This is a genomic window from Burkholderia sp. TSV86, from assembly GCF_001522865.1.
In the GTDB taxonomy this organism is placed as follows: domain Bacteria; phylum Pseudomonadota; class Gammaproteobacteria; order Burkholderiales; family Burkholderiaceae; genus Burkholderia.
Map to the genome: position 1 here is coordinate 385,498 of NZ_LOWB01000116.1, position 24,621 is coordinate 410,118.

General features: G+C 63.5%; 19 protein-coding genes. 13 read left to right on the forward strand and 6 right to left on the reverse strand.

Annotated features, from left to right (window positions below):
• The first annotated feature begins 206 nt into the window (after nt 1-206).
• Nucleotides 207-1,193, forward strand: a complete 987-nt coding sequence (locus WS68_RS23200) for a delta(1)-pyrroline-2-carboxylate reductase family protein (protein WP_059572982.1) — start codon at nt 207-209, stop codon at nt 1,191-1,193.
• On the opposite strand, the gene WS68_RS23205 is transcribed toward WS68_RS23200, so the two are convergent.
• Together WS68_RS23205 and WS68_RS23210 are read right to left on the reverse strand one after the other, a co-directional pair.
• On the reverse strand, nt 1,165-2,040 hold the full coding sequence (locus WS68_RS23205; RefSeq protein ID WP_059572983.1) for an alpha/beta hydrolase: 876 nt from the start codon (nt 2,038-2,040) through the stop codon (nt 1,165-1,167). The two genes, WS68_RS23200 and WS68_RS23205, sit on opposite strands and share 29 nt — an antisense overlap.
• A gap of 66 nt (nt 2,041-2,106) precedes the next feature.
• The gene (locus WS68_RS23210; protein WP_059572984.1) at nt 2,107-3,288 is read right to left on the reverse strand and encodes an OpgC domain-containing protein; all 1,182 of its coding nucleotides are present in this window, start codon (nt 3,286-3,288) and stop codon (nt 2,107-2,109) included.
• A gap of 414 nt (nt 3,289-3,702) precedes the next feature.
• Between WS68_RS23210 and WS68_RS23215 the strand changes: the two genes are divergently transcribed.
• A complete protein-coding gene (locus WS68_RS23215; protein WP_059572985.1) occupies nt 3,703-4,857 on the forward strand; it encodes a porin in 1,155 nt (384 codons plus the stop codon).
• A 94-nt stretch (nt 4,858-4,951) separates the two neighbouring features.
• On the opposite strand, the gene WS68_RS23220 is transcribed toward WS68_RS23215, so the two are convergent.
• Together WS68_RS23220 and WS68_RS28020 are read right to left on the reverse strand one after the other, a co-directional pair.
• Nucleotides 4,952-5,866 carry a LysR substrate-binding domain-containing protein gene (locus tag WS68_RS23220; protein ID WP_059572986.1) on the reverse strand — a complete coding sequence of 305 codons (915 nt, stop codon included), beginning with the start codon at nt 5,864-5,866 and terminating at the stop codon, nt 4,952-4,954.
• A gap of 121 nt (nt 5,867-5,987) precedes the next feature.
• On the reverse strand, nt 5,988-6,239 hold the full coding sequence (locus WS68_RS28020; RefSeq protein ID WP_156429630.1) for a hypothetical protein: 252 nt from the start codon (nt 6,237-6,239) through the stop codon (nt 5,988-5,990).
• Nucleotides 6,240-7,089: 850 nt separating this feature from the next.
• Between WS68_RS28020 and WS68_RS23230 the strand changes: the two genes are divergently transcribed.
• The 11 genes from WS68_RS23230 to bla all read left to right on the forward strand — a co-directional run bounded on the left by WS68_RS23230 (nt 7,090) and on the right by bla (nt 22,576).
• Complete coding sequence (locus tag WS68_RS23230) at nt 7,090-8,007, forward strand: TauD/TfdA dioxygenase family protein (RefSeq protein ID WP_059572988.1); 918 nt, start codon at nt 7,090-7,092, stop codon at nt 8,005-8,007.
• Between the two features lie 31 nt (nt 8,008-8,038).
• Nucleotides 8,039-8,551, forward strand: a complete 513-nt coding sequence (locus WS68_RS23235; RefSeq protein ID WP_059572989.1) for an FcoT family thioesterase — start codon at nt 8,039-8,041, stop codon at nt 8,549-8,551.
• A gap of 45 nt (nt 8,552-8,596) precedes the next feature.
• The gene (locus WS68_RS23240; protein WP_156429631.1) at nt 8,597-8,950 is read left to right on the forward strand and encodes an acyl carrier protein; all 354 of its coding nucleotides are present in this window, start codon (nt 8,597-8,599) and stop codon (nt 8,948-8,950) included.
• A gap of 3 nt (nt 8,951-8,953) precedes the next feature.
• Entirely contained in the window at nt 8,954-13,759 is a 4,806-nt protein-coding gene (locus WS68_RS23245; protein ID WP_059572991.1) for a type I polyketide synthase, read from the forward strand.
• A complete protein-coding gene (locus tag WS68_RS28025) occupies nt 13,696-15,348 on the forward strand; it encodes an SDR family NAD(P)-dependent oxidoreductase (RefSeq protein ID WP_231753090.1) in 1,653 nt (550 codons plus the stop codon). The genes WS68_RS23245 and WS68_RS28025 overlap by 64 nt, the downstream gene beginning before the upstream one ends.
• A complete protein-coding gene (locus WS68_RS23255; protein WP_082710233.1) occupies nt 15,345-16,934 on the forward strand; it encodes a long-chain-fatty-acid--CoA ligase in 1,590 nt (529 codons plus the stop codon). The genes WS68_RS28025 and WS68_RS23255 overlap by 4 nt, the downstream gene beginning before the upstream one ends.
• A gap of 163 nt (nt 16,935-17,097) precedes the next feature.
• Entirely contained in the window at nt 17,098-18,213 is a 1,116-nt protein-coding gene (locus WS68_RS23260; protein WP_197419664.1) for a cupin-like domain-containing protein, read from the forward strand.
• 192 nt (nt 18,214-18,405) lie between these two features.
• Nucleotides 18,406-19,236: an alpha/beta fold hydrolase gene (locus tag WS68_RS23265; protein ID WP_082710234.1), complete on the forward strand. Its 831-nt coding sequence runs from the start codon at nt 18,406-18,408 to the stop codon at nt 19,234-19,236.
• Nucleotides 19,237-19,411: 175 nt separating this feature from the next.
• Entirely contained in the window at nt 19,412-19,810 is a 399-nt protein-coding gene (locus WS68_RS23270) for an acyl-CoA thioesterase (protein WP_059572995.1), read from the forward strand.
• 382 nt (nt 19,811-20,192) lie between these two features.
• A complete protein-coding gene (locus WS68_RS23275) occupies nt 20,193-21,161 on the forward strand; it encodes a peptidoglycan DD-metalloendopeptidase family protein (protein ID WP_442857185.1) in 969 nt (322 codons plus the stop codon).
• A 521-nt stretch (nt 21,162-21,682) separates the two neighbouring features.
• A complete protein-coding gene (bla, locus tag WS68_RS23285; protein ID WP_059572998.1) occupies nt 21,683-22,576 on the forward strand; it encodes a class A beta-lactamase in 894 nt (297 codons plus the stop codon).
• A 279-nt stretch (nt 22,577-22,855) separates the two neighbouring features.
• Here the strand turns inward: bla and WS68_RS23290 are convergent, their stop codons facing one another.
• Nucleotides 22,856-23,623 carry an ABC transporter ATP-binding protein gene (locus tag WS68_RS23290; RefSeq protein WP_082710235.1) on the reverse strand — a complete coding sequence of 256 codons (768 nt, stop codon included), beginning with the start codon at nt 23,621-23,623 and terminating at the stop codon, nt 22,856-22,858.
• Nucleotides 23,624-23,664: 41 nt separating this feature from the next.
• The gene (locus WS68_RS23295; RefSeq protein ID WP_231753091.1) at nt 23,665-24,621 is read right to left on the reverse strand and encodes an ABC transporter ATP-binding protein; all 957 of its coding nucleotides are present in this window, start codon (nt 24,619-24,621) and stop codon (nt 23,665-23,667) included.

Genomic DNA, 24,621 nt, shown 5'->3' on the forward strand with positions numbered 1-24,621 from the left:
ATTCGTCGGTTGGATGACGGAGTCTGGACGGTTTTTTATGGGCGTTGCAGCATTGACCATATGAAACGCGCGGCCGAAGCCGGGCGCCGCGCGCGATATGAACCGGCAGGTTCGGCCGAACGAGGGTGCGCGCCGCGCACGCGCACGCGCGAAGCGGCCGGGCGGCGGCCGGACATGCTTGAGCTTGACGAACGACGGGAGACGCGATGACGACAGCAGTATTCGACGCCGCACAAACGGCACGGTTGACTCCGTTCGCCGAACTGGTGGATGCGTTGGAGACAGCGGCGCTCGACGCCGCCGATGGCCGGATCGCGAGTCCGGCGCGGCTCGTCGTGCCGCTCAACGAAGGCGGCCTGTTGTTGTCGATGCCCGCGGCGGCATCCGATCTCGCGATTCACAAACTCGTGACGGTCTGCCCGCGCAATCGCGCCAGCGGCTTGTCGACGATACACGGGCAGGTCAGCGTGGTCGATCCGTCGGCCGGCACGCCGCTGCTCGCGCTCGACGGCCCGACCGTCACCGGCCGCCGCACGGCGGCCGTCACGCTGCTCGCGATCCGCACGTTCCTGCCCGCCGCGCCGCGCGACGTGCTGCTGATCGGCACGGGAACGCAGGCTGAGCATCATGTCGCCGCGCTGGCCGCGCTGTTTCCCACGGCCCGGGTGCATGTGAAGGCGCGCACTGCCGCGCAAGCGGCGGCGTTCTGTGAGAGGCTGCGCACCGCGTCGCCGGCGCGGCTCGAACCGCTCGCGTGCGATGCCGCGTTGCCCGATGCGCTGGATGTCGTCATCACATCGACGACGAGTGCCGCGCCGGTCTACGACGAGCCTGCGCGTGCGGGGCGGCTCGTCGTCGGCGTGGGCGCGTTTACGCGCGATGCGGCCGAGGTTGGCGTGCGCACGATCGCGGGCAGCACGCTCTATGTCGACGATCCGGACGGCGCGCGCCATGAGGCGGGCGATCTGCTCGTCGCGGGTGTCGAGTGGTCGCGTGTGCGCTCGCTGGCCGATGCGCTGCGCGAGCGCGCCGCGCTGGCCAGCGCGGCGGCCGGCCACGCGGTGCGTCGCCCGGTTTCGCACGATCGGGCAATGCCGGTATTTTTCAAGAGCGTCGGTTGCGCGGCATGGGATCTTGCCGCGTGCCGGGTGGCGCTTGCCGCCGCTACTTTACGCACTCAAGCGTGTATTTGAGCGCAGAGCCGAGCAACCGCCGCCACACGTCCCACGTATGCGCGCCGCCGACGATCCTTAGCGCTGCGGGATTTTGCGCGCGCCGCAAGTTCGTATAGAGCACACTCGATTCGGCCTGAATCGACAGGTCGTCGTCGCCGGCGGCGATGAATATCGGCAGGCGCAGCGGCTGCGCGAAGTAGCCGTGCCAGAGTGCCGGATAGTTGAGTTCGTGCCAGATCTTCGGGTCGAACTGTTTATCGCCGAACACGCCGACGTAACGCGCGGCCGATCCGGCGGGCGGCTCGTTCGAATAGATCGCCGGGCTGAGCAGCATCGCGCCGCAAAAGCGCTCCGGCTCGAGGAGCGCGAAGCGCAGCGCGCCGTAGCCGCCCATCGATACGCCGCCGATCGCCCGCCCCGCACGCTGGTTCGACACCGCATAATGCGCTTCCACATCCGGCAGCAGATCGTCCAGGAACGCGCTTTGCATCTTCTCCTTGCGATCGACGTACCAGTCGGTGCCGCCTTGCGGCATCACGATCACGACAGGGGGAATCTCGCGGCGCTCGATCAGCGCGTCGGCGGTGACTTGCAGGCGGCCTTGCATGATCCAGTCGTAGGCGTTGCCGGCGTTGCCGTGCAGCAGGTATAGCACCGGGTAGCGCGCACCTTCCGGGTTGTAGCCGGGCGGCAGATAAACCAGGTAAGACCAGTCGCGGTGCAGCGCCGGCGAGCGGAACGAGCGGGCGACGATGCTGCTGGCGGTCGCTGCCGCCGGAGCGGGTGGGGCCGCGTGGGCGGCGAGCGTAACGGCAGCGAGCGTGGTGACGAACAGCGTGACGAGAGGCGGAAAGAATCGGCGCATGGCGGCGTCATTATCATGGCGAGCGCGTAGGCTATCAGCGTCGGATGACAGCCGTCACTCGGATTTTCAGCGTTTGTGCCGGCGCTGCGGCAGGCGGATCGGCCACTGCGGCTCAGGCGTGCGCGGCGGCCGCGCCGGCGGCATTCGCTGGAATTGCGCGGCGATACGTGCGGCCGCCGGCGGATACAGCTTCGCCACGGCATACAGCAGCCCGAGCGCCGCCGCATCCGCGGCGAGGCCGAGCGGCACGTTCAGATAGCCTTGCGTAGCCGCGTACAACAGCGAGTCGACCAGCAACGAGATGCCGGTGCCCGCGACGAAGCACAAAAGCCCCTGCCTGCCGATCGTGCCGATCCACGGCATGGCCTGCGCCACCCGATGCATCCAGCCGAGATGCACGAGCTTGGCGGCGAGCCACGCGATCGCCAGGAAGTTCGCGAGCCGCCACGCGCTGAGGTTCTGCTTGATCGACGGGTCGGCCGGGAACGGCTCGATGCGCAACCGGTAATACGCGCCCGCCGCGACGACGGCCAGCGCAATGGCCGTCACGCAGTACGAGCGGGCGGGCCGCCGCGCGAGCACGCGGTAGACAGGCTGACAGCGCGCGACGATGCCAAGTACGAACAGGAATTGCCACGCGAACGGATTGAAATCCCATTGCGTATCTTCGGCGGTGGGCAGATAGCCGACGATATTGCGCGCCGCAAGCCAGAGCGTGGCGCTCGCCGCAACCAGCAGCCACCATGCACGGCTTCTCGCGACGGGCAGCGCGAGCGGCACGAGCAGCGCGAAGAATGCGTACATCGGCAGCACCGAGGCCAGATAGGGTTGGCGCCGCAACAGCAGGATATCGCGCAGCGCGGCGAGCGGCGCGCTCATCAGCCCGTCCAGATCGTTGGTCGGCATGTTCGGCGCGTCGATCGCGAATGCGCTGAGCGCCGCGGTGATCGACAGCATCAAGCCAGCGGTCAGCAGGAAGGCGCGATAGATTTCAAACGCACGTTTGATGAAGCGCTGGCGCGCGGCCGCTTCCGTTTGGCGCTCGGCGAGTGAGTTGTATGCGATCGCGGTTGCGAAACCGCCGAGAAACACGAACACCTCGGCGGCATCGCACAACGCATACGCGTGCAGCGTAACGCGCGACAGGATGCTGCCGCCGATATGGTCGACGACGATGACAAGCAGCACGAGGCCGCGAAAGAAATCGAGTTCGACGAAGCGCCGCGACGGCGCGGCCGCAGCGTTCATGTGGCGCGGCACGCGTGAACCACGCGGCGACGTGACAAGGGCATGCAAACAGAGGCGGACGATGGCGGCATGGCGAAAAGCGGCGCGACGAGGAATCCGGACGATAGCTGCACATTTTGCCATCGATCGCCGCATTTAAGGGTTTACACCGGAAAATGCCGTTCTTGCCCCGATTTCGGTGTGTTGGCGGCGCGTTAGTTGGTCGCACGCAACATAGGTAAGCAATTCCATGCACTGACATGGACAGTGTATTTTGTGCATGACAGTATTGCGAACATCGTATCAATCCTACGAAATGATTCGTCGAGGTTGACACAATATAGATGCGCTCCGGCGCCGGGTGCCAGGACGACCACTATTCAAGGCTGCATTGCCAGGCAGCCGATTGAGCAACTAGGTTTGGAGATACCGATAATGAAAAAGCAAGTTGTTTGCGCAGCGGTTTCGCTCGCCTTTGCCGCGCCGGTTCTCGCGCAAAGCAGCGTGACGCTGTACGGCGTGATCGACGAGGGCTTCAACTATACGAGCAACGTCAACGTCAACGGGATCAACAAGAGCAACTATCAACTAGCAAGCGGCTATGCGCAGGGCAGCCGCTGGGGGCTGCGCGGTTCGGAAGACCTGGGCGGCGGCTTGAAGGCGATCTTCACGCTCGAAAACGGCTTCGATGTGAACAACGGCCGGCTCGGCCAGGGTAGCCGGATGTTCGGCCGCCAGGCGTTCGTGGGCCTGACGCATAGCCAATTCGGCTCGCTCACGCTCGGCCGCCAGTACGATTCGGTCGTCGACTACCTTGCACCGCTGACCGCGAACGGCAACTGGGGCGGCACGCTGTTCTCGCACCCGTTCGACAACGACAACACGGACAACTCGTTCCGTGTGAACAATACGATCAAGTACGCGAGCCCTGATTGGAACGGCCTGTCGTTCGGCGGCACGTACAGCTTCAGCAACGGCACGGGCTTCTCGAACAACCGCCAGTACAGCGCCGGCGCGCAGTACACGGTTGGCGGCTTGCAACTCGCGGCGGCTTATCTGCAGGCGAACAATCCGGGCAAAACGGCGGCCGGGGCGATTTCGGGCGATGACGCGAACTTCACGGCCGACCGCTTGCGGATCTTCGGCGGCGGCGTCAACTACACGTTCGGCCCGGCGACGGTCGGTTTCGTGTATACGAAGACTGACATCAAGAACCCGGTGTCGACCGTTTATCTGCCGACATCGACGTTCGCGGGCCTGGGCCTGACGGCGACGAAATTCCAGAACTTCGAAGTCAACGGCAAATACCAACTGACGCCGGCGCTCTTCATCGGCGCGCAGTACGTGTACACGGACGGCAAGTTCGACACCGCCGCGAGCAACGTGAAGCCGAAGTACCACACGGTTGGCCTGATGGCGGACTACAACCTGTCCAAGCGTACCGACGTCTATCTGCAAGGCGCGTATCAGAAGGTCGCGGGAGACAAGACGGGCACGATCGCGGATGGCGGCTATGTGGTGGGCACCGACGGCCCGTCGGCCTCGGGGAACCAGTTCGCGGTTCGCGCGGCGATCCGCCACAAGTTCTGATCGGTCCGCTGTTTGACTGTTTGACTGTTTGACCGCCTGACGGCGGGTCGGCGGCGGCGCGCACTGTGTGCCGCCGCCGTTGCGCTTGCGCCGCTCAGTTTTCGCCTTCCGTCTGCGCGCCGCCCGGCTGGCGCGACAGGAATGCGATGAAATCGCGCGTGTACTTCGGCAGCTCGTCGAAGCGTCGCGCGCAGATCGTCAGCCGCCGATGCGACCATGCGTCGGTCAACTCGATCAGGCGGATTTTCATCGTCTGCTGCGCGCGCAGCGCCGCATGCCGCGACACGATGCCTATGCCGACGCCGCGCTCGATCAGCCGGCAGATCGCGTCGAAGCTCTTCAACTGAACCCGGTAATCGATCCGTTTGCCCAGCGCCTTCGCTTGCTCGGCGAGATGAACTTGCAGTGCGCTGCCGTCGGTCATGCCGATGAAGTCGGTGTCGACGAGTTCGGCGAACGTCACCCGCTCGCGCGCGGCGAGCGGGTGATCGAGCGCTGCGACGGCGATCAGCCAATCCTCGCGAAACGGCTTTTGTTCGAGCCCATCGATTCCGACCGAATCGGCGACGATTCCGAAATCGGCTGTCTTGCCGCGGATCGCATGCACGATTTCCTGGCTCGAACGTTCCTCGACGCTGACCGACAGTGTCGGATGGCGCGGCAGATATTCGGCGAGCGCATCCGGCAGGTACTCGCTGAGCGCCGCGGTGTTGCAGAGCAGGCGGATGTGGCCGCGCAGGCCGCCGCCGTATTGTTGTAGCTCGCCGCGCATGTGGTCGATCTGTTGCAGTACCACGCGTGCGTGATGTTCGAGCGCGCGGCCGGCATCGGTCGCGCGCGTGCCGCGTTTGGCGCGCTGCAATAGCGGCACGCCGAGTTCTTCTTCCATGCCACGGATGCGCTCGCTCGCGGATTGCAACGTGATGTGCGCGCGCTCGGCGCCGCCCGTGATACTGCCTGCGTCGCAGACATGCAGAAAAAGGCGCAGATCGGTCAGATCGAATCGCATGGCGTGGGGGCTGTCGTTGTAATGGGCGATACGGTAACAGGAATGTTGCGCGCCGCGTTCAGGTGATGCCTGAGCCAAGCTTCGCCCGTTTCCGCATTTTTTCGCGGCGAAATGCTGCGCATCATGTTCGCTGATGGGCAGACATGGGAGCGCAGATGTACGGCGACGATTCGTCTTGGCTGCTGGCGTTCAAGGTCGCGTTGCTTATTTTCTTCGTTTGCTGCGGCGTTGCGGTGGCGATCGATGCGGTTTTTGTCCGGCCGCCACAAGCCGGTTTCGGCGCGGTGGCGGAAGGTTTGACGCGCAACGCGCTGACGCGTGCGAACGCATCGGCCGCTGTTGGGCTGAGGGCCATGCCGGTTTCGTCGGCCACGGCGGATTAGCGGCGGCGCTTATGTAGGCCGATACGCGTTTATGCCGGTTTTTGATCGTATTTCAAGGATCGCTTATTTTTATTCGGCATGTGCGGGCCTAATGAGAATCAATAATAAAACCGGGCCATGCTCGGCGGGGGCGATCATCGAGGGAAATTATCGCATCGATCGATGTTGGAATGGAGCGGATTTTTTAATTTGTGTTCAAATGGATCAATGCTCGGTGCGTTATTCATTGGCGTGACAATATTCCATTGGGATTTGCCTAAACCTATCGGGGATCGATTGAATTGGATAGTGTTTTATAACTTTTTGTTCTTTCGGTGATCTTATTTTTTGCAATAAAACAGATTCTACGTTTTTCAATAAAAATCACATGGAGACTGGTGGAAATAGAAAAATGGTGGCCGGTTGCGTCGCGGATGCGCGTCAACGAGGTGCCAACCGTACTATTTGAAATCCCGTGAATATTTAAGGATGTGCAAATATTCTTCGATCAATTCGAAGAAGGGGGTGGTTTGAGTTGTAGATGATTGAATGTTTTTGACCAATGAATCGATTGGTGATGCCCTTCGCTTCTTGGGTGTGCCGAGCGGACGGTAAATACATTTCAAAAATGGAGGGGCATGGTTCTGTTGGGGTTGAAAATTAAATAAAATCAGATTGCGTGAAGAGGTTTTTTAATTTCTGATTTCACCTGCCTGGATCGCATATTCGATTTTCGGATGGGGTGTGATATTGAATCGTCATTTTATGTGAATCTAAAATAAAAATAATTTTCGCTAGCCTGGGTGTGCTGTTCGATTTTTGCGGATTCAATTATATATCGACACGTCAACGGGAAATTTTATGGATACCTTAGCGATCGATGGGACTTCTACGTGCCTGCATCGTTCAATTCTTCATCTGACGGATAGCGAAATCCACGAGATAAGGCAGGCGGTCTACAAGAGCGGGATCGTCGTGCTGAAGGAGCAGACCGCCAGTGCGGCGGAATTCGTCCGTTTCGGCCATCGCATGGGTGACATCCGGCCTTATTACGAGGCTATGTATCGCCATTTGGAGCATGACGAGATTTTCGTATCGTCGAATGTTCAAACGGACGGCAAGGCGAACGGCGTGCCGAGAACCGGAAAATTCTGGCATTCGGATTACGCGTTCATGTCGCAGCCGTTCGCATTCACGATGACGTATCCGCAAATCGTGTCGTCACAAAACCGCGGTACGTACTTCATCGATATGGCGGATGCGTATCGGCGCCTGTCCGCCCATTTGAAGACGCAACTGATCGGCGCGAAGGCGACGCATTCCGTGCGCCGCTACTTCAAGATCCGCCCGTCCGACGTCTATCGGCCGATCGGAGAAGTGCTTGCTGAAGTCGACCGCAACACTCCGCAGGTCGAACATCCCGCGGTGATTCGCCATCCGGTGACGCGCGAATCGATCCTGTACGTCAGCCGCGGCTTCACCGAAGCGTTGACGCTGGCCGACGCCGACGCCGACGCCGACGCAGCGGCCATCCTGCACGAGTTGCTGGTCGAATCCGGCCAGATGGACGATACGTTCACCCATCCGGGCATCAAACTGCTGAACATCAGCGAAGGCGACATCATCATTTGGGACAACCGCCGGTTCGTTCACCATGCCAAGCACAGCGAAAAGATCGAGCCGGCCAAGACTTTCCGCCTGACCGGGTACGACGAATTTGCGTTCAGCGCGCAGGCGGCCGGCACATCCCGCGAAACGGAGGGACTGAGCCATGCTTAGCCATGAACGGACCATCGAACGGGAGGCGGCCATGCCGCCGACCCTCAACGATACGGAACTGCGCTCTCAGGTGTTGTCGGCTTATTTCGATACGGCTCGCTATTTGAAATCCGCCGATATCTGCGTGAATCCGGGTGATCACGGGAAAGTAGTGTCGTCGCGCGGCATCTTCTCGATTCCCGAATCGTGCTACATCCAGAGCACAGGGCACTTCAATTCAGTCGAATTCAACATCTGCTACAACCAGATCATGTACGACACGATTGCCCACGCATCGAAATACGGGTTGACGTCGTATTTCTCCGCCTGGGGCGTCGAGGGGTTTTTTCTGCGTCAATTGCCGGACATCCTGATTACCCGCTTTCATAGCCGGTTCAGCAGGCCGATCGAGCCCACCCAGTTTCACGGCGAATTCTCGATCCTGTCGGCGCGACTGCATCGAGCCTGCAAGTCGTTTCTGTATCTGAAGACCGATTGCCGTTTTTTCGACAATGCGAATGGAGAGGCGATAGGCGAGGTCGATCTGGCCATCACGAATCCGTGACATCCACCGCTCGTTCCAACGAGTATCCGGAATAAAGGAAACGCTTTGAATCCACCATCCGCCAACCGCGCGCTGGTTGAGCAGGCATTGCTCGCGATCGCGAAATCCGTGATGCACAAGGATGCGTTGAAAACGAAATCGAGCTTGTTCGAGCAGGGGTTGACATCGCTCGGCGCCGTGGAAATCCGCACGCGCATTGAGGACCGATTTCAGATCACGCTTCGCTCCAGCATCGTATTCGACTATCCGACGCTCGCCGATCTAGCGGCCTTCACGATGAATGCGCTCGGCGGCGACGCAGCTGCAGCGGCGGCGGAACCCGCTGCGGCGCGCGCCGGGCACCGCGCGCTCGAAGAGGCGCTCGTGCGCGACATCCTGAGGCAGCAATTTGGAGTCTGACATATGGAAGATCTGAACTCGAGCCTGGCTTGCATGGGCAGGCAACTGCTCGCGGAAAAGCACGAGCCGATCGCGATCGTCGGTGTCGGGTTGCGGCTGTCGGCAGGCATTACCGATCTTGATGGATTTCACCGGCTGTTGAGCGAAGGGCGGGACAATATCGTCCCGATTCCAAGTTCCCGGTGGAATAATCAGAAATACTATTCAGGCGACGCAGACGCAGGCAACCTGATCTGCACGAACGAAGGCGGATATTTGGACGATCTGGACAAGTTCGATCCGGCTTTTTTCTCGATTTCCCCAAAAGAAGCGCGCTATATGGACCCGCAACAGCGCGTGATGCTCGAGCTTAGCTGGCACGCGCTCGAACATGCGGGCCTGAATCCCGACGAGCTGCGCGGTGGCGACGGCTCCGTGTACCTGGGTTCGAGCAGTCTCGATTACGCTCGCGCGATGGGCAAGCTCAGCGAATCGCAACTGGTGAGCCAGCTTGGCACCGGAACGGCGAACAGCGCGATTTCGGGGCGTATCTCGTACTTCCTTGGCTGGCGCGGACCGTGCATGACGGTGGATACCGCGTGCTCGTCGTCGCTGGTTGCGATTCACCTGGCGTCGAGCGCGCTGCGCAATCGCGAGACGTCCGTGGCGCTCGCGGGCGGCATCAATGTCGTGCATGATCCGGTCAGTCATATCGTCTTCACCCGCGCGAACATGCTTGCGCCGGACGGCCGCTGCAAGACCTTCGACGAAGCGGCCGACGGTTACGGCCGCAGCGAAGGCGCCGTGGTCCTGGTGCTGCGCCGGCTGTCGGATGCGCTCGCCGAGCGCAACCGGATTCTCGCGATCGTGCGCGGCAGCGCGGTGCGGCAGGATGGCGAAAGCGGCGGTTTGACCGTCCCGAACGGCCGGGCGCAGGAAGCCGTGATGCGTGAGGCGCTGCGGCGCGCGTTGCTGTCGCCGGCCGATATCAGCTATGTCGAGGCGCATGGGACGGGCACGCCGCTTGGCGATCCCATCGAGATCCATTCCATCAACTCGCTTTTTTCGACGCGCGAGAACCTCGAACAGACGGTTTATGTCGCTTCGTCGAAGACCAATCTCGGGCACATGGAAGCGGCGGCCGGCGCGGGCGGCATCATCAAGTGCATCGCGCAATTGAACCACCGGGTGATTTATCCGCATATCCAGTTCAATACGCCGTCGTCGAAGATCGACTGGCCGTCGCTGACGGTCGAGGTGCCGACGCAGATGACGTCGTGGGACCAGCCCGTGCGCCGGGCGTTGGTGAATTCGTTCGGCTTCGCGGGCACGATCGCGAGCGTCGTGCTGGAGCAGGCACCCGCCGCCGCGGCGGCCGGGATGGCTTCGGCAAGCGGCGCGGGCGATGCGGCATCCGTGGCCGCGCGAATCCTGACGATCTCGGCGAAATCGTCAACCGCGCTGATCCGGAATCTCGAAACGCACGTCGCCGCGATCGAATCGTCGAAGCCCTTCGATCTGGACCGCTACGTATGGACGACGAGCGTGGGCCGCCAGCACCATGCGTATCGGTGGGCCACGCCCGCGCGCGATCGCGGCGGGCTTGCGCTGGCGCTGCGCGATGCGCTCGCCGATCCCGATGCGTTAGTCGCGAACGCGGAACGCAATCAAGCCTTCGCCGATGCTCGCGTCGCTTTCCTGATCACCGGACAGGGCTCGCAAGCCGCAGGCATGGGCGCGGCGCTCTATTGCCGCCATCCGGCGTTTCGCCGTGCGCTGGATGAGGTCGCGCGACATCTCGATGCGGGACTGGACGTCGGGATACGCGATCTGATGTTCGACGAAGGCGGGCCTGCGCAGGCTCGGCTCGGCCAGACGCGTTACACGCAGCCGGCGCTGTTCGCGTTCAACTACGCGGTTGCCCGCATGTGGATGTCGTATGGGATCGAGCCGTCGATTCTGCTGGGCCACAGCATCGGGGAAATCGTATCCGCGTGCCTGGCGGGCCTGTTTTCGCTGGAGGATGCGGCGAGGATGACGCTTCGGCGCGGGGCGCTGATGCAATCGGTGAGCGAGGACGGCGGGATGATCGCCGTGAAGGCCTCTCGTGACGTCTTGAGCGCCTATCTCGCGTCGCACGACGACGTCGGCTTCGGCGGCTTCAATGGCCCGGAGCAGACCGTGTTGTCCGGGGCAAGCGCATCGCTCGAGGCGATCATGCAGCGCCTGGCGGCGCACGGCATCGCGTTCCGCCGGCTGGACGTCTCGCATGCATTCCATTCGGCTCACATGACGCGCGCGGCGGCGGCTTTCCGGGAGTTCATGCGCACGATCGAGTTCCACCCGCTGCAACGCGAATTCGTCTCGAATGTGACGGGCGGCGTAGCCCGCTACGAGACGGTCGCGTCAGCCGAATACTGGGCGCGCCACATCTGCGAGCCGGTGAATTTCGAAGCGGGCATCGCGGCGATCGCGGCGCGCGGCCCGCATATCTTTCTGGAGACCGGACCGAGCCCGCATCTGATTTCGATGGGCCGCGCCTGCGTGGCGGCGGCCGAGCATGGCTGGATCGCGACGATCGACCGAAGCATGCCCGAAGCCGACAGTGTCGAGCGCGCGAGCGCCGGCTTGTATGCCGCGGGCCAGCTGCTTGACTGGAGAGCGCTGCACGATTCGATCCATGCCGGGATCTGCGATGCGCCGGCCTATTCGTTCGACAACGAATCGTACTGGCTGCCCGACACGGGGCGTGCGTCGCCAACGCGCTTCGATGCGCATCCGCTGCTCGGCCGGCTCGTCGCGCGCGAGCAGGACCGGTGGCGGTACGCGGCGCGCATCGCGCCGGGTTCGCCGGCGTATCTGGCGGATCATCGAGTGATGGGGCGGACGATCTTCCCCGGCACCGGCTACGTCGAACTCGTGCTGGCGCTGCAGGACGCCGTGTTCGGCGATACCGGGATGCCGATCGACACGTTGGAAATCCACGAACCCTTGCTGCTGTCCGACGACGGCGTTACCGAGCTGTCGACGCAGATGGAGCGCGACGCTCGCGGCGCTTACCGCATCGAAATCCGCTCGCACGCGCATGGCCAGTCCCGCACGCACTTCACCTGCCGCCTGTCGGACGACGGCGAGCCGCCGCGGGCCGACGATCTGCCTGACGTGCCGCACGAAGTGCTGCGCGAAGCAGGTGGGACGTCGGCCGGGGACTACGATTTGTACGGCAGGTTCGCGGCGATCGGCCTGCAATATGGGCCGCAGTTCCGGCGTGTCGAGGCGCTGGGCAAGCACGGCGCGCGATGCGCCGTCGGCACGCTGTCGGGCGCCGACGTCGACGTGTGGGAGATTCTGAACCCCGGCCTGTTCGACGGTGCGCTCCATACGCTCGGGATATTGCTGGACGACGCGCGCACGCTGATTCCGGTCGGCTGGGCGCGCGTCAGGCTGTATCGCAAGCCGCGCGGAACGCTCGTCTGCGTCGCCCGGCTGCCCGACGATAGCGATCCGTTCGCGAGCGAAGTCCGCGCGGATCTGGCGATCTATGCGAACGGCCGGCTCGCCGTGCGCGCGGACGGCCTGCGGCTGCGTGAAGTCAAGTCGCACGAACGGCCGGCCGCGCCTTTTCTCCACCAGCTTGCATGGCAGGAAGACCCGATCGATACGCGGGAATACCGAACGCCGCATCTGGTGGTCGTCGGGTGTCCCGATTGGCTCAAGCCGCATCTGCCGCCGCAAACGGCGATCGCCGCCGAGCTGTCGACCGCGCTGAGCGCGCTCGGCGATCCGCCGCCGAATCCTTATGGCCGCATCCGGCTCGTATGGTTCTGGAATGCTGTATCCGTGCCAGCAGGCGCCGACACGGATACGGACGCGATGATGGCCGCCTGCCGGTCTTTCTACGAGCCGCTGCTGGATTTCGTGAAGTCGCTCGAACGGCGCACGCTCAGCCAGGTAGTCGAGCTGTGCATCGTCACCCAGGATGCGCAATCGATCGAGCCGTTTGACGTCGCGCGGGACGCGTCCGCGCCGCTGTCGTTCGGCGTCCAGTTGCAGGCGAGCGCGTCGGGTTTCTGCTCCGTGCTGAACGCCGAATTTGCCCGGATTCGCGCGAAGACGATCGATTTGTCCGGCATCGACGACGACGACGCGCGCGCGCAGTCGCTGCTAAGCGAGCTGCACGCCGGCGACAGCCGGACGGATTCGCAGATTGCGTATCGCCAGCGCAAACGATGGGTCCGGCGCCTCGTTGCGGCGCAGATCGCGGACGAGGACGCGAACTTCCGCCTGAGCGCGAGCGACGACGGGCTGCTGTCGGGCCTGTGCCGGCAGCCGGCCGAACGCAGGGCGCCGGCCGACGACGAGATCGAGGTTCGCGTCGATGCCGCGGGCGTCAATTTCAAAGATGTGCTGAACGCGCTCGGTTTGTTGAAGGCCCATGCGGACAGCGCCGCAACCCGATACCAGCCGCTGCCGTTGGGCTTCGAGTGCGCCGGCGTGGTGAGCGCGGCGGGCGCGCGTTCGGGTTTCTCGGTTGGCGACACGGTGATGGTGAGCCAATTGGGCTGCATGCAGCGCTACGTGACCGTGAACTGCCGCGCGGCATCGGCATCGAACAGGCGGCGGCGATCCCGACTGCCTTCATCACGGCCTATTACGCGTTGTACCGCCTCGCGAAAATCGGCAAGTCGGATCGCGTCCTCATTCATGCGGCGGCTGGCGGAGTCGGGCAGGCGGCGCTGCAGCTTTGCCGCCGGGTCGGCGCGGAGGTGTTCGCGACCGCGAGCCGAGGCAAGTGGGATCGATTGCGCTCGCAAGGGGTTCGGCACGTGATGGACTCGCGCAATACCGGTTTCGCTGACGAGATCGGCCGCTTGACAAACGGGCAGGGCGTTTCCGTCGTGCTCAACAGTTTGAATCAGGATTTCATTCCGGCCGGGCTGAACGCGACGGCGCACGGTGGACGGTTCATCGAGATCGGCAAGCTCGGCGCGTGGACCTCCGCGCAGGTGGCCGCGGCGCGGCCGGACATCGGCTATGCGCAATTCGATCTCAGCGAAATGCCGCAAGACGAGCGGCTCGACGTCAATCACGCGATCCTCGGGGACATCGCGGGTTTCCTCGCGGCGGGAGAAATCGTGCCGCCGCCGGTGACGTGTTATCCGATTGCGCGCGCGGCGGACGCGTTCGGCGTCCTTGCGCGCGGCGAGAACATCGGCAAGATCGTGCTGACGTTCGGCGAAGCGCCGCATCCGGATTTGTCGCTTTCGCGCGACGTGCGCTCGGACGGCACCTATCTGATCACGGGCGGCTACGGCGGCCTGGGTCAACGCGCCGCGCAATCGCTCGTGCGCGCGGGGGCGCGGCACGTCGCGCTGCTGGGCCGGCGCCTGCCCGAATCGGACGCGCTCGAGACGATCCGCGCGCGGCTCGCGGACGCGCACAGCCTGGAACTGCTGACGGGCGACGTCGCCGATCGCGAACTGGTCGAGCGCATCTTTGCCGACGCAGCCGGGCGAGGGCGTCCGGTTTGCGGAATCGTCCATTTGGCAGGCGTCGTTCACGACGCGCCGATCGTCGAGCAGAGTTGGGACGCATTCCGGATGACGTTCCTGCCGAAAGTGGCGGGCACGTGGCATCTATGGCGGGCCGCCGAGTCGCGCGGCGGCGTCGATCTGTTCGTGTGCTATTCGTCGATTGCTTGCGTGATCGGCTCGGTCAGTCAGGCCAACTATGCGGCGGCGAATGCATTTATGGACGGCCTGATGAATCGCCACAGAGCGGGGCGCCGCGTTGGCCTGTCGCTGAATTGGGGGCCGTGGGCGGGTGCGGGCATGGCCGCCGCGCTGACGGAGCAGCAGAAAAAGGCGATTGAGCGCAAAGGCATTTTTCCGATTCCGATGCAGCGCGGCATCGAAGCGTTCGGCCGTCTGATTCATCGGGGACAGGGCCAGGTCGTGGTTGGCGAAGTCGATTGGAAATCGTACAAGGCCAGCCTGCCCGCCGCCGATGCGTTGTACGAACAGGTCGATACGCAGAGCAGCGAGGTCGATGCGGATGCATTCGATCTCGAACGGCTGTTCTCGATGCCGGTCGAGCAGCGCAAGGAGCGCGTGCTCGACGAAGTGCTGAACGTCTTGCGGCGGGTGCTGCAATTCGGAGAAAACGGCCGGGTGCCGCGGCGCGTGTCGTTTGCGGATCTCGGGATTGATTCGCTGGTGGCCGTCGAGCTGCGCAATGCGCTCGAAAAATCGTTCGGCGTTGCCCTGCCGTCGTCACTGGTGTTCGACTATCCGACGGTGCCGGTGCTGAGCGCGCATCTGCTCGAGCAATTGGCCCGCTCGCGTTCGTCCGGCGCGGGGGATGCGGCTTCGAATGCCGACCGGGGCGCGCAATCCGTTCAACTGGAGAATGAAACGTGAATCGATCGAGTGCGGCGCAGCCTCCAAGGCTCTATCGGATCAAGGACTTCGGCGAGATCCTGCGTCTGCAGGCGCGAACGCGCGCGGACCAGCCCGCCATTCTCTGCGAAGGGCGCACGACGACCTACGCCACGCTGCACGCGCACGGCAGCCAGGTCGCGGCGTATCTGAGGGCCACCCTGCCCGGCGCCGCGCACAGGGTCGGCTTCATCGGCCGCGAGTGCGAAGCGTATTACGAAGTGATGTTCGGTTGTGCGCTGGCGGGCGTCGTCTTCGTGCCGATCAACTGGCGGCTCACCGCTCGCGAAGTCGGCCACATCCTGGCCGACGCCGGCATCGCCGTATTGTTTTGCGACGCGGGTACGCGGCACGTGGTCGAGGAAGGCCTGCGTGCGAGCGAGCATCGCGCCGAGGTCGTCTGTCTGGCCGAAGGCGTCACGGCGCTTGATTACCGGCACGTGTTGACGGATGCGCCGTCTGGACAGACATTGCCGCCGCCCGATCCGGACCGGACGTTCTGCCTGATGTATACAAGCGGCACCACCGGTTTGCCGAAGGGCGTATGCCTGCCTCACCGCGCGTTCTTCCAGATTCGCGAGGCGCTGATTTCCGAGGCGCTCACGTGGCTCGACTGGTATCCCGACGATCGCTGCCTGGTCGGCATTCCCGGGTTTCATATCGGCGGCCTGTGGTGGGCGCTGCAAAGCTTCAGCGCGGGCGCGGCGATCGTCAGCCTGCCGCAATTCGAGCCGCGCCTGTGCATCGACGCGATGCGCTCGCACCGCGTGTCGAATGCGTGCATGGTTCCCGCGATGATCAATTTGCTGCTCGACGCACTCGACGACGAAGCGGTGCGCCTGCCGCATTTGCGCAAAATCGTCTACGGCGGCGCGCCCATTTCGGCCGCGCTGCTGCAGCGCGGAATCGACAGGCTCGGCTGCGACTTCGCGCAGATCTACGGGCTCAGCGAAACGGGCAATACCGCGGTTTGCCTGGATCCGGACAGTCATCGCGATCCGGCGCTGCTGCAAGCCGCGGGGCGGCCTTATCCGTGCGTGTCGCTGAAGATCGTCGACATCGACGGCGACGCACTGCCGGCAGGCGAAGTCGGCGAAGTCTGCATCCGGACGCCGGCGCGCATGACCGGCTATTGGGGGCTGCCGGACGCGACGGCGCTGACGCTGCGCGACGGGTGGATTCACACCGGCGACGCTGGCTATCTGAACGAGCAGGGCTATCTGTTCATCTGCGACCGGATCAAGGACGTGATCATCACCGGCGGAGAAAAAATCTTTCCGGCGGAGGTGGAGAACGTCGTGTCATCGTTCCCGTCGGTGCATGAGTGCGCGGTCATCGGCATTCCCGACGACAACTGGGGTGAGCGCGCGATTTGCCTGCTGGTGCCGAAGTCTGGCGCGAGCGTCGACGTCACCGCGCTGTACGCGTATCTCGACACGCGATTGGCGCCATACAAGCGTCCGACGCGAATCGTTCCGGTCGAGCGCCTGCCGCGCAATCCGAGCGGCAAGCTGCTTCGCCGCGAACTACGAGATGCTTTTTGGGCCGACAAGGCCCGCCGGGTATGACCGCTGAAATCATCCCTTTGACTGCGAGACCTTCACCATGTACCAACCTCCCGTCTCATTGCCCCGCACGGCGCGGCTTTCCTATTGGCTGGGATTCGGCCATCTGACGCGATATGGGAAGCTCGAGGGCGGCATTCCGGAGCAGCATCGGTTCGAACCGTCGTTGGGGCTGACGCTGTTCCGGCGCGGCGAAAGGCAACTGCTCGAGTATTGCCGCCAGCATGTCCCCGAGCACGTCGACGACATTCCGATTCACGAGATCGACGCGAAAGGCGCAACGCCCCAGGTGATGGCGCACTTTCGCAAGCAGCAGCTGCCGGTGCTGATCAAGGGCGGCGCACGCGGCTGGCGGGCATTTAAAGAATTCGATTTGAATTTCTTCGCGAATCATTACGGCGATATCGAGGTGCCGGTGCACGCCGAGCCGAATCAGGTATTTCCGGATGACGGCAAACCCGTTCCGTTAAAGAATTTCTATCAGATGAGTTATGTGAAGATGCGGGATCTGGTGGAATCGATCGTCACGGATCAGCGCTACAGCGCCAAGGCGATCGAGGACATCATGCATGAAAATGGCGGGTCTTTGATCAAGGATTATTGCGACTTGGATTATATTCATTATCTCTCTGGGCTGATGAAATACCGGAAGAAATGGTATTTCAAAATGGTTCCGGTCGGTTATGTGATTTCGAAGCAATTGTTCATGCAGTCGCGGCGTTCGCATACGCTGTGGCATACCGAGCCGGGCTACAACTATTTTGTCGCGATCGCCGGAGAAAAGGATTGGCGGGTCACGTCCCCGTATTATTCACCTGGCCTGTATGCCGTGATCAAGGATAATTCCACCTATCACGTATCGCGCGTCGACGGCCGCGAATCAAATGAGGTGATCGCGCGGCGCGGTTTTCCGCTTTATCAATACATGCCGAAATACAAGACACATGTATCGGCGGGAGATATTTTGGTTTTACCGCCCTGGTGGTGGCATACTGTATCGAATGTGCAGGGCTCCCATTCGATCTCACTGACCTTTCGCACGCTCGCCGAGCCCAATGTGTATGCGCCGATGCTCAATTATTTGAAATGGAGCGATCCCAATGCGAAGGAAATCCGGCGCAAGGTACTAAGTCACGGCCGTTTGTTCGATGACGATATCGCCGCTTCGCTATATGCATTTGCCGATCCGAAGAATGATCTGCGCAAGAACAGGCCGACGACGCAAGCCGTGATTGCGGCCCCGCGCGGGGCGCGCAACGCAACGCGGCGCGAAGTGAAATGACGCGACGCCGCGCAGGGCGCTGGTTCCGATCCCGCGCGACGCCAAACATCCACCCTTGATCAAGGAGCGACGCGGAAAGTCCGTGCGGTGACCGGGTGCGGCGAATGGAGCGGTTCACGCGAGCCGCCGGCCTGGCGAGCGACGCGAAGCCGAGCGCGGTGACGGCGGACGGGATGCGTAGATAACGAAGCGATGGCCAACGCAACTGCGACTCATGATTTGAATTCGATGCCGCCCGAAACGGCTGCACGCCTGATTTTCGAGGCGTTCAAGAAACCTTCCCGCGTCGCGTTGCGGCCGGCTGACGAGCCCGTGATGGCCAGCGCGCAGCGCTCGGTGCTCGACATCGACGGTCAGCAGGTTGCGGTCTATCAGTGGGGGCACGGCGATCGGCTGGCAGTGTGCGTGCATGGCTGGAGCGCGCGCGCGACGGATTTTGGCGCGTTCGTCGAGCCGCTGACCGAGGCGGGTTACCGGGTGGTGGCGTTCGATAATCTCGGTCACGGCGAATCGGGCGGCGATACCGCTACCTTGTTGGATGTGCATGCGATTCTGATGGCGCTGCAACAGCGCAACGGGCCGGCCGACGTCGTTGTCGCGCATTCGCTCGGCGTGCTGTATGCGTTTTACGCGCTCAATCATGGCGTGCAAGCGTCGCATCTCGTCGCGCTGTCCGGCATCTGCGATTTTTCGTATTTGATCACCCGCTATACCGCGTCGCTGAACCTGCGGCCAGAAACGGTCGACCTGCTCAAGCGCCACCTTGAAGCCCTGTTCGGCAGGCCGACGATCTGGCATGAGTTTTCATCCGACAATAATCTCGCCGGATTGCGGGCGCGGGTCACGCTGATTCACGATGCGGATGATGAGTTTGTCGAATTGTCCCAGTCCGAAAAACTTCTGGCCGCGCTCGGTGGCGCCGCTGACCTGCAGGTGTTCAACGGCCTCGGGCATCGCCGCATTCTGAGCGAGCCGGCGGTAGTCGCGCATGCGCTCGACAGGATCGCGCGCACGCAATCATGAATGCGAAGGGATTCGGCGGAAACCCCGCGCCGGCGTGGGGCGTCGATCCAAGTCAGACGCCGGCGCGGATCGCGTGGCGTTGCGGTTCCCGCGCGCTAGCGACGATCCGGAATCGTCAGGAATCCATGCTTTCGATCGCAGTATCCGTTCGTTATCCGCCATTCAGGTTTTCGACATGACATTCTCCACCGACATCCGAGTCAGATACTGCGAAATCGATCAGCAGAACGTGGTATTCAATATGTGGTATGTCGCATATCTCGGCGAGGCATGGGCCGCGTTCCTCGAGTTTCGCGGATTGCCGTATCGCGTTCTCGCGTCGGCGGGCACGGAAGTGCAACTGGTTCATCTCGAAATAGACTGGCGTGGCAGTTTGTCGATGGGCGATTCGGCGCGCATTGACGTGCGGCCGCTTCGGATCGGCACGACCAGCTTTACGCTCGGTTTTGACATCTGGCGAGATTCGGCCGAGATTGCCAGTGCGAAAGTCGTCTATGTGTGCATTGCAACAGACGGAAGCGGGAAAAAACCGGTGCCGCAGGTGCTGTTGCGCGCGCTGAAGGGTAACGAGTGAGCAGGCGTTCGACGAACCGGCGCCAAGGTATGAAAGATCACCGAGGTCATGCCGCATTGGGAGGAGATTGGTGGTAGCGAGCACTTTGTCATTATTGCTTGCATCCGGTTACATGTGTGTGCCGCCGATTTTGAGATGCTTGAGGGCTTCATCGTCTGGAGTTGACTCGAGCATGAGCAAGAGCGAGATCGACCGCCGTGTCTTATGGCTTTCCGGGATAGCCGCCGCGCTGATCGTTGCCGGTTGCGCGACGCAATCGTCGCCGGTCGAGCCGACCGATACGCTCGCGAGCGCAGCCGCCGCATCGCAGGCAAGCGCCGCGCAGGCCGCGACGGCGGCGCTCGCGCCAAACGGCCAGGATCAGGCCGCGTCGCAGTTGGCCATGGCCCGCTACGTGGTGAAGCGCGGCGATACGTTGTCGGTGATCGCGCAGGCGAAGGGCTGCACGGTCAAGGAGTTGCAAAAATGGAACCGGCTGGGCCGCCGCACACGGATCGCGATCGGCCAAGTGCTGTGGACTGCGGCGCCGGATGCGCGCGGCGTGGTCAGTTCGGAGGCGACGCGTCCGGCCGGTGCGCTAAAGCCAGGCAGCGCGAACTCGTCCGAAGCGGGCGACGCCGCGCGGGCATTCACCGATTCGGCCCGTTTGCAGCCATCGCCGGCCGATGTCGCGACCGGCGATGCTCGCGCAGCAAGCGATGTGCTTGCGCTAAGCGATGCGCTCGCGGCCAGTCCGGCGAGCGCTGCATCGGGGGGCAACGCGAATGTGCCCGTGTTGGCGGGAGCCGGCGCGGCGCTGGCGCAAATGTCCCAAGCGCAGCTAGTGTCCCAAGCGCAGCAAGCGTTCCAAACGCAGCAAGCGTTCCGAGCACAGCAAGTGCCGCAAACGTCCCAAACACCGGCGGACTCCGGCAGCGCTGCTGAGCGCGCAGCTGACCGGCGCGTTGTCCAACAGACGAAGCGTCATGCGCAGTCGATCGCGCTTGCGTGGCCGGTGGCCGGCACGGTCGTCGAAACATTCCAGCCGGGCCGCAACCGCGGCATTCAGATCGCGGGCCGTGCGGGCGATCCGGTGCGCGCGGCCGCGGCGGGGCGCGTGATGTATGCGGGCGCGGGTTTGAACGGCTACGGTACGCTGATCCTGGTCCAGCACAATGCAGATTTCCTGACAGCTTATGCGCGCAACCGCAAACTGCTCGTGAAGCCGGGCGATATTGTCCGGCAAGGCGAGCAAATTGCCGAGATGGGGGGCGGTGCGGACAATGGGCGCGCTGCAATGCTGTTCGAGGTGCGGCGCGACGGCAAGCCAGTCAATCCGATGCTTTATTTGACGGGCAAGCAGCAGGGGTGAGCCGATACAGGCGTGCGAAGCGCGCAATGCGGGCTATGAGGCCCGCCAGCGGCTGGGCGCCCGCTGATTGGCCGTGCGCCGCATCGCGGCAGCCTGTACTGCCGCGATGCGGCGCGCAAATCGCATGGCGTTTACCGCCGCGCGCACCGGATGCGGATCGCACGTAATGCGGTCTGTGTGTAACGCCGTGCAGCGGACAATGGCGCCGGGCACTGTCGACGAACGCCTGCAACTCGGCTTGTAACGTCCGTCGCATTGCAGCGGACGCAGGCGCGATTCACGGCTTTTCTCGACGCGGCCTGACGCCGGGTGACGGCGCGTCATGCAAATCTCGCCAAAGGCCGGCATCCTCGCCGGCCACGCATGCCGCCGGGAGAGCGCAACGCGCCTCGACGCGACGACAAATCCGCACGATCGCACACATCGAGAACTGATACTCTCACCGGCTGCGAATCCGGCATGCGAGTGCCGCGCGCCGGATTGGCCGGCATCCACCTCACTTCATTATTCATCCATCGATCATGAAGCATTCCCTATCGCGTCGCTCAGTGCTGATCGCCGCCGTTTCCGCGCCGTTGATCGGCGCGTGCGCACCGCTTGCCGGACATTCGGACAACGTCGGCACAGCCGACGCCCAACGGTCGCTACGTGAACTCGAAGCATCATTCGACGGCCGTATCGGCGTGGCCGCGCTCGACACGGCGACGAACGCGAAAATCGCGCACCGTGCCGACGAACGCTTTGCGTTCTGCAGCACGTTCAAGATGATGCTCTCGGCGGCGGTTCTCGCGCGCAGCGCCGCCGAACCCGATCTGCTGCCGCGCAGAATCGCCTATGCAAAACGCGACCTCGTCGAGTATTCGCCGATTACCGGCAAGCACGTCGGCGCAGGCATGACGGCAGCCGAGCTATGTGCGGCGGCGCTGCAATACAGCGACAACACGGCCGCGAACCTGCTGATTTCGCTGCTGGGCGGCCCTCAGGCAGTTACCGCCTATGCGCGTTCGATCGGCGACGCCGTATTTCGTCTCGACCGTTGGGAGACCGAGCTGAATACCGCGATTCCCGGCGACCTCCGCGATACGACCACTCCTTCGGCGATGGCGGCGAGCCTGCACCGCCTGCTGCTTGGCGATGCGCTCGGCCAAGTGCAGCGCGAGCAGCTCAATGGGTGGATGCTTGATAACACGACGGGCAACGAGCGGATTCGCGCGGGCGTGCCGACGGCATGGCGCGTCGCCGACAAGACGGGGACGGGCGACTATGGGACAGCCAACGATATCGGCGTCTTGTATCCGCCGGGCCGCGCGCCGATCGTGCTCGCGATCTATACGACGGGGCGTGTTCAGCAGGCGCGCGCGCGCAATGACGTGATCGCGTCGGCTGCGCGGATCGTCGCGCGCGCGTTCAGCTGAGGTCCAACTTATTGCCGCCCGCCGCGAAGCATTGTCTTGCCTTGCCCTGTCTTGGATAGCGGCTTACGCCCGTGGACGATCCGGCTTCGGGCGGCGCGGTTTCTCAGCACATCGCCACTGAGCGCGCAGGCGAGCCATTGTCGATCTGGTTGAACGAAGCCATAAACGAACGGTTCGCCATAAACGGCCTGTCGTAAAGGCGCGCAGCGTCGGGTGGCGCGATGCGCCGCGCTGCCCGGTGCAGCCGAATGCATTGATGTGGCCGGTGCGGCGCCGGCTTCAGCCGGCTCGCCGGTATCCCTGCGTCGCCGCGAGCAACGTGCGGGTGTAATCGGTCCCGACCTGCGCCGCACGCACGTCCTCGATGCCAAGCTGCTCGATCATCATGCCGCCGCGCATGACCGCAACGCGGCTGCATAGAAATCCGACGGCCGCGAGATTATGGCTGACGACGATCATCGTGAGCCCGCGTTCGCGATGCAGCCGCTTCAGCAAATTGAGAATCTCCGCTTGAACCGACACGTCGAGCGCCGACGTCGGCTCGTCGAGCAGCAGCACGCGCGGCTCGATGATCAGCGCGCGCGCGATTGCCACGCGCTGCCGTTGCCCGCCCGACAACTGGTGCGGATAGCGGAAGCGAAATGCGGGCCCGAGGCCGACTTCGGCGAGCGCGCGCGGAATCCGCTCGTCCGGGTTCGGCAGCCGATGGATCGCGAGCGGTTCGCGCAGCGTTTCGTCGACGGTGAAGCGCGGATGCAGCGACGCATAAGGGTCTTGGAACACCATCTGCACGTCGCGGCGCAATGCGCGCTCGAGCTTGCCACCGATCGGGCGCGAGCCAATCGACAGCGTGCCGTGTGCAAGCGGCACGAGGCCCGTCAGCGCGCGCAGCAGCGTCGATTTGCCGGAACCGGATTCGCCGACCAGCCCGAACGCGTCGCCCGTGCCGATCGATAGGCTCACGTCGCGCACCGCGTCGACGTGACCGGCGCGGGTCGCAAAACGGATCGACGCATCGCGGATCTCGATCATTGGGGCGGTCGTCATTGTGGGGCTCCTGTTTCTGATTCCATGTCCGGCGCACTATTTCACGTGGAGCCGAGCCAAGCCGGATCGCGCTCGAGCAGCGGCAACGTGTCGGGCGGGTCGGCGAGCGGTGGGGTCGCGGCAAGCAGTCCGCGCGTATAAGGATGGGTCGCACTCGCCAGATCGCGCGCCGCGCAGGTCTCGACGATGCGCCCTGCGTACATTACCGCGACCCGGTCGCAAAACGACATCACGAGCGGCAAGTCATGGCTGATGAACACGAGCCCGGTGCGATGGCGGGCGATCATGTCGTCGAGTACCGCGAGCACCTGCATCGACACGGCGACGTCCAGCGCGGACGTCGGCTCGTCGGCGATCAGCAGGCGCGGCCCGGTCGATACCATCATCGCGATCATCACGCGCTGCCCCATGCCGCCCGACAATTCGTGCGCATACGCGTCGGCGACGCGTGCCGGATCGCGAATCTCGACGGCGGCGAGCGCATCGACGATCCGCTCGCGCAGCGCGCGGCCGCGCAAGCCAGGCTCGCGCAGCCGGAACGCTTCGGCCATTTGCTGGCCGACCGTCATTACCGGGTTCAACGAATACTTGGGGTCCTGAAGGATCATCCCCATCGCGCTGCCGCATAGCCGGCGGCGCTCGCGCTGCGCGAGCGCGAGCAAGTCGCGGCCTTCGAAGCGCAGCGCTCGCGCGCGCCATTGCGCGGCAGCGGGCAGCAGGCCGAGCAGCGCACGGCCCGTCAACGATTTTCCGGAGCCGGATTCGCCGACGATGCCGAGCCGCTCGCCGGGCGCGAGCGACAGCGACAAGTCGTGCACCGCGTCGACGAGCGTGCCGTCATGGGTGCGAAAACCGATTTGCAGTCCTTCTATTTCGCAAAGAGGCGGGACGGATGCCGGGCGCGTCACGGCGCCGGTTGTGCCCCCGCGTGCCGAGCCGGCCGAAGCATGCGCGGCGTCGGGCGAAGGTGCGTGAAGCGTGCGTGCGGGCAATCGCAT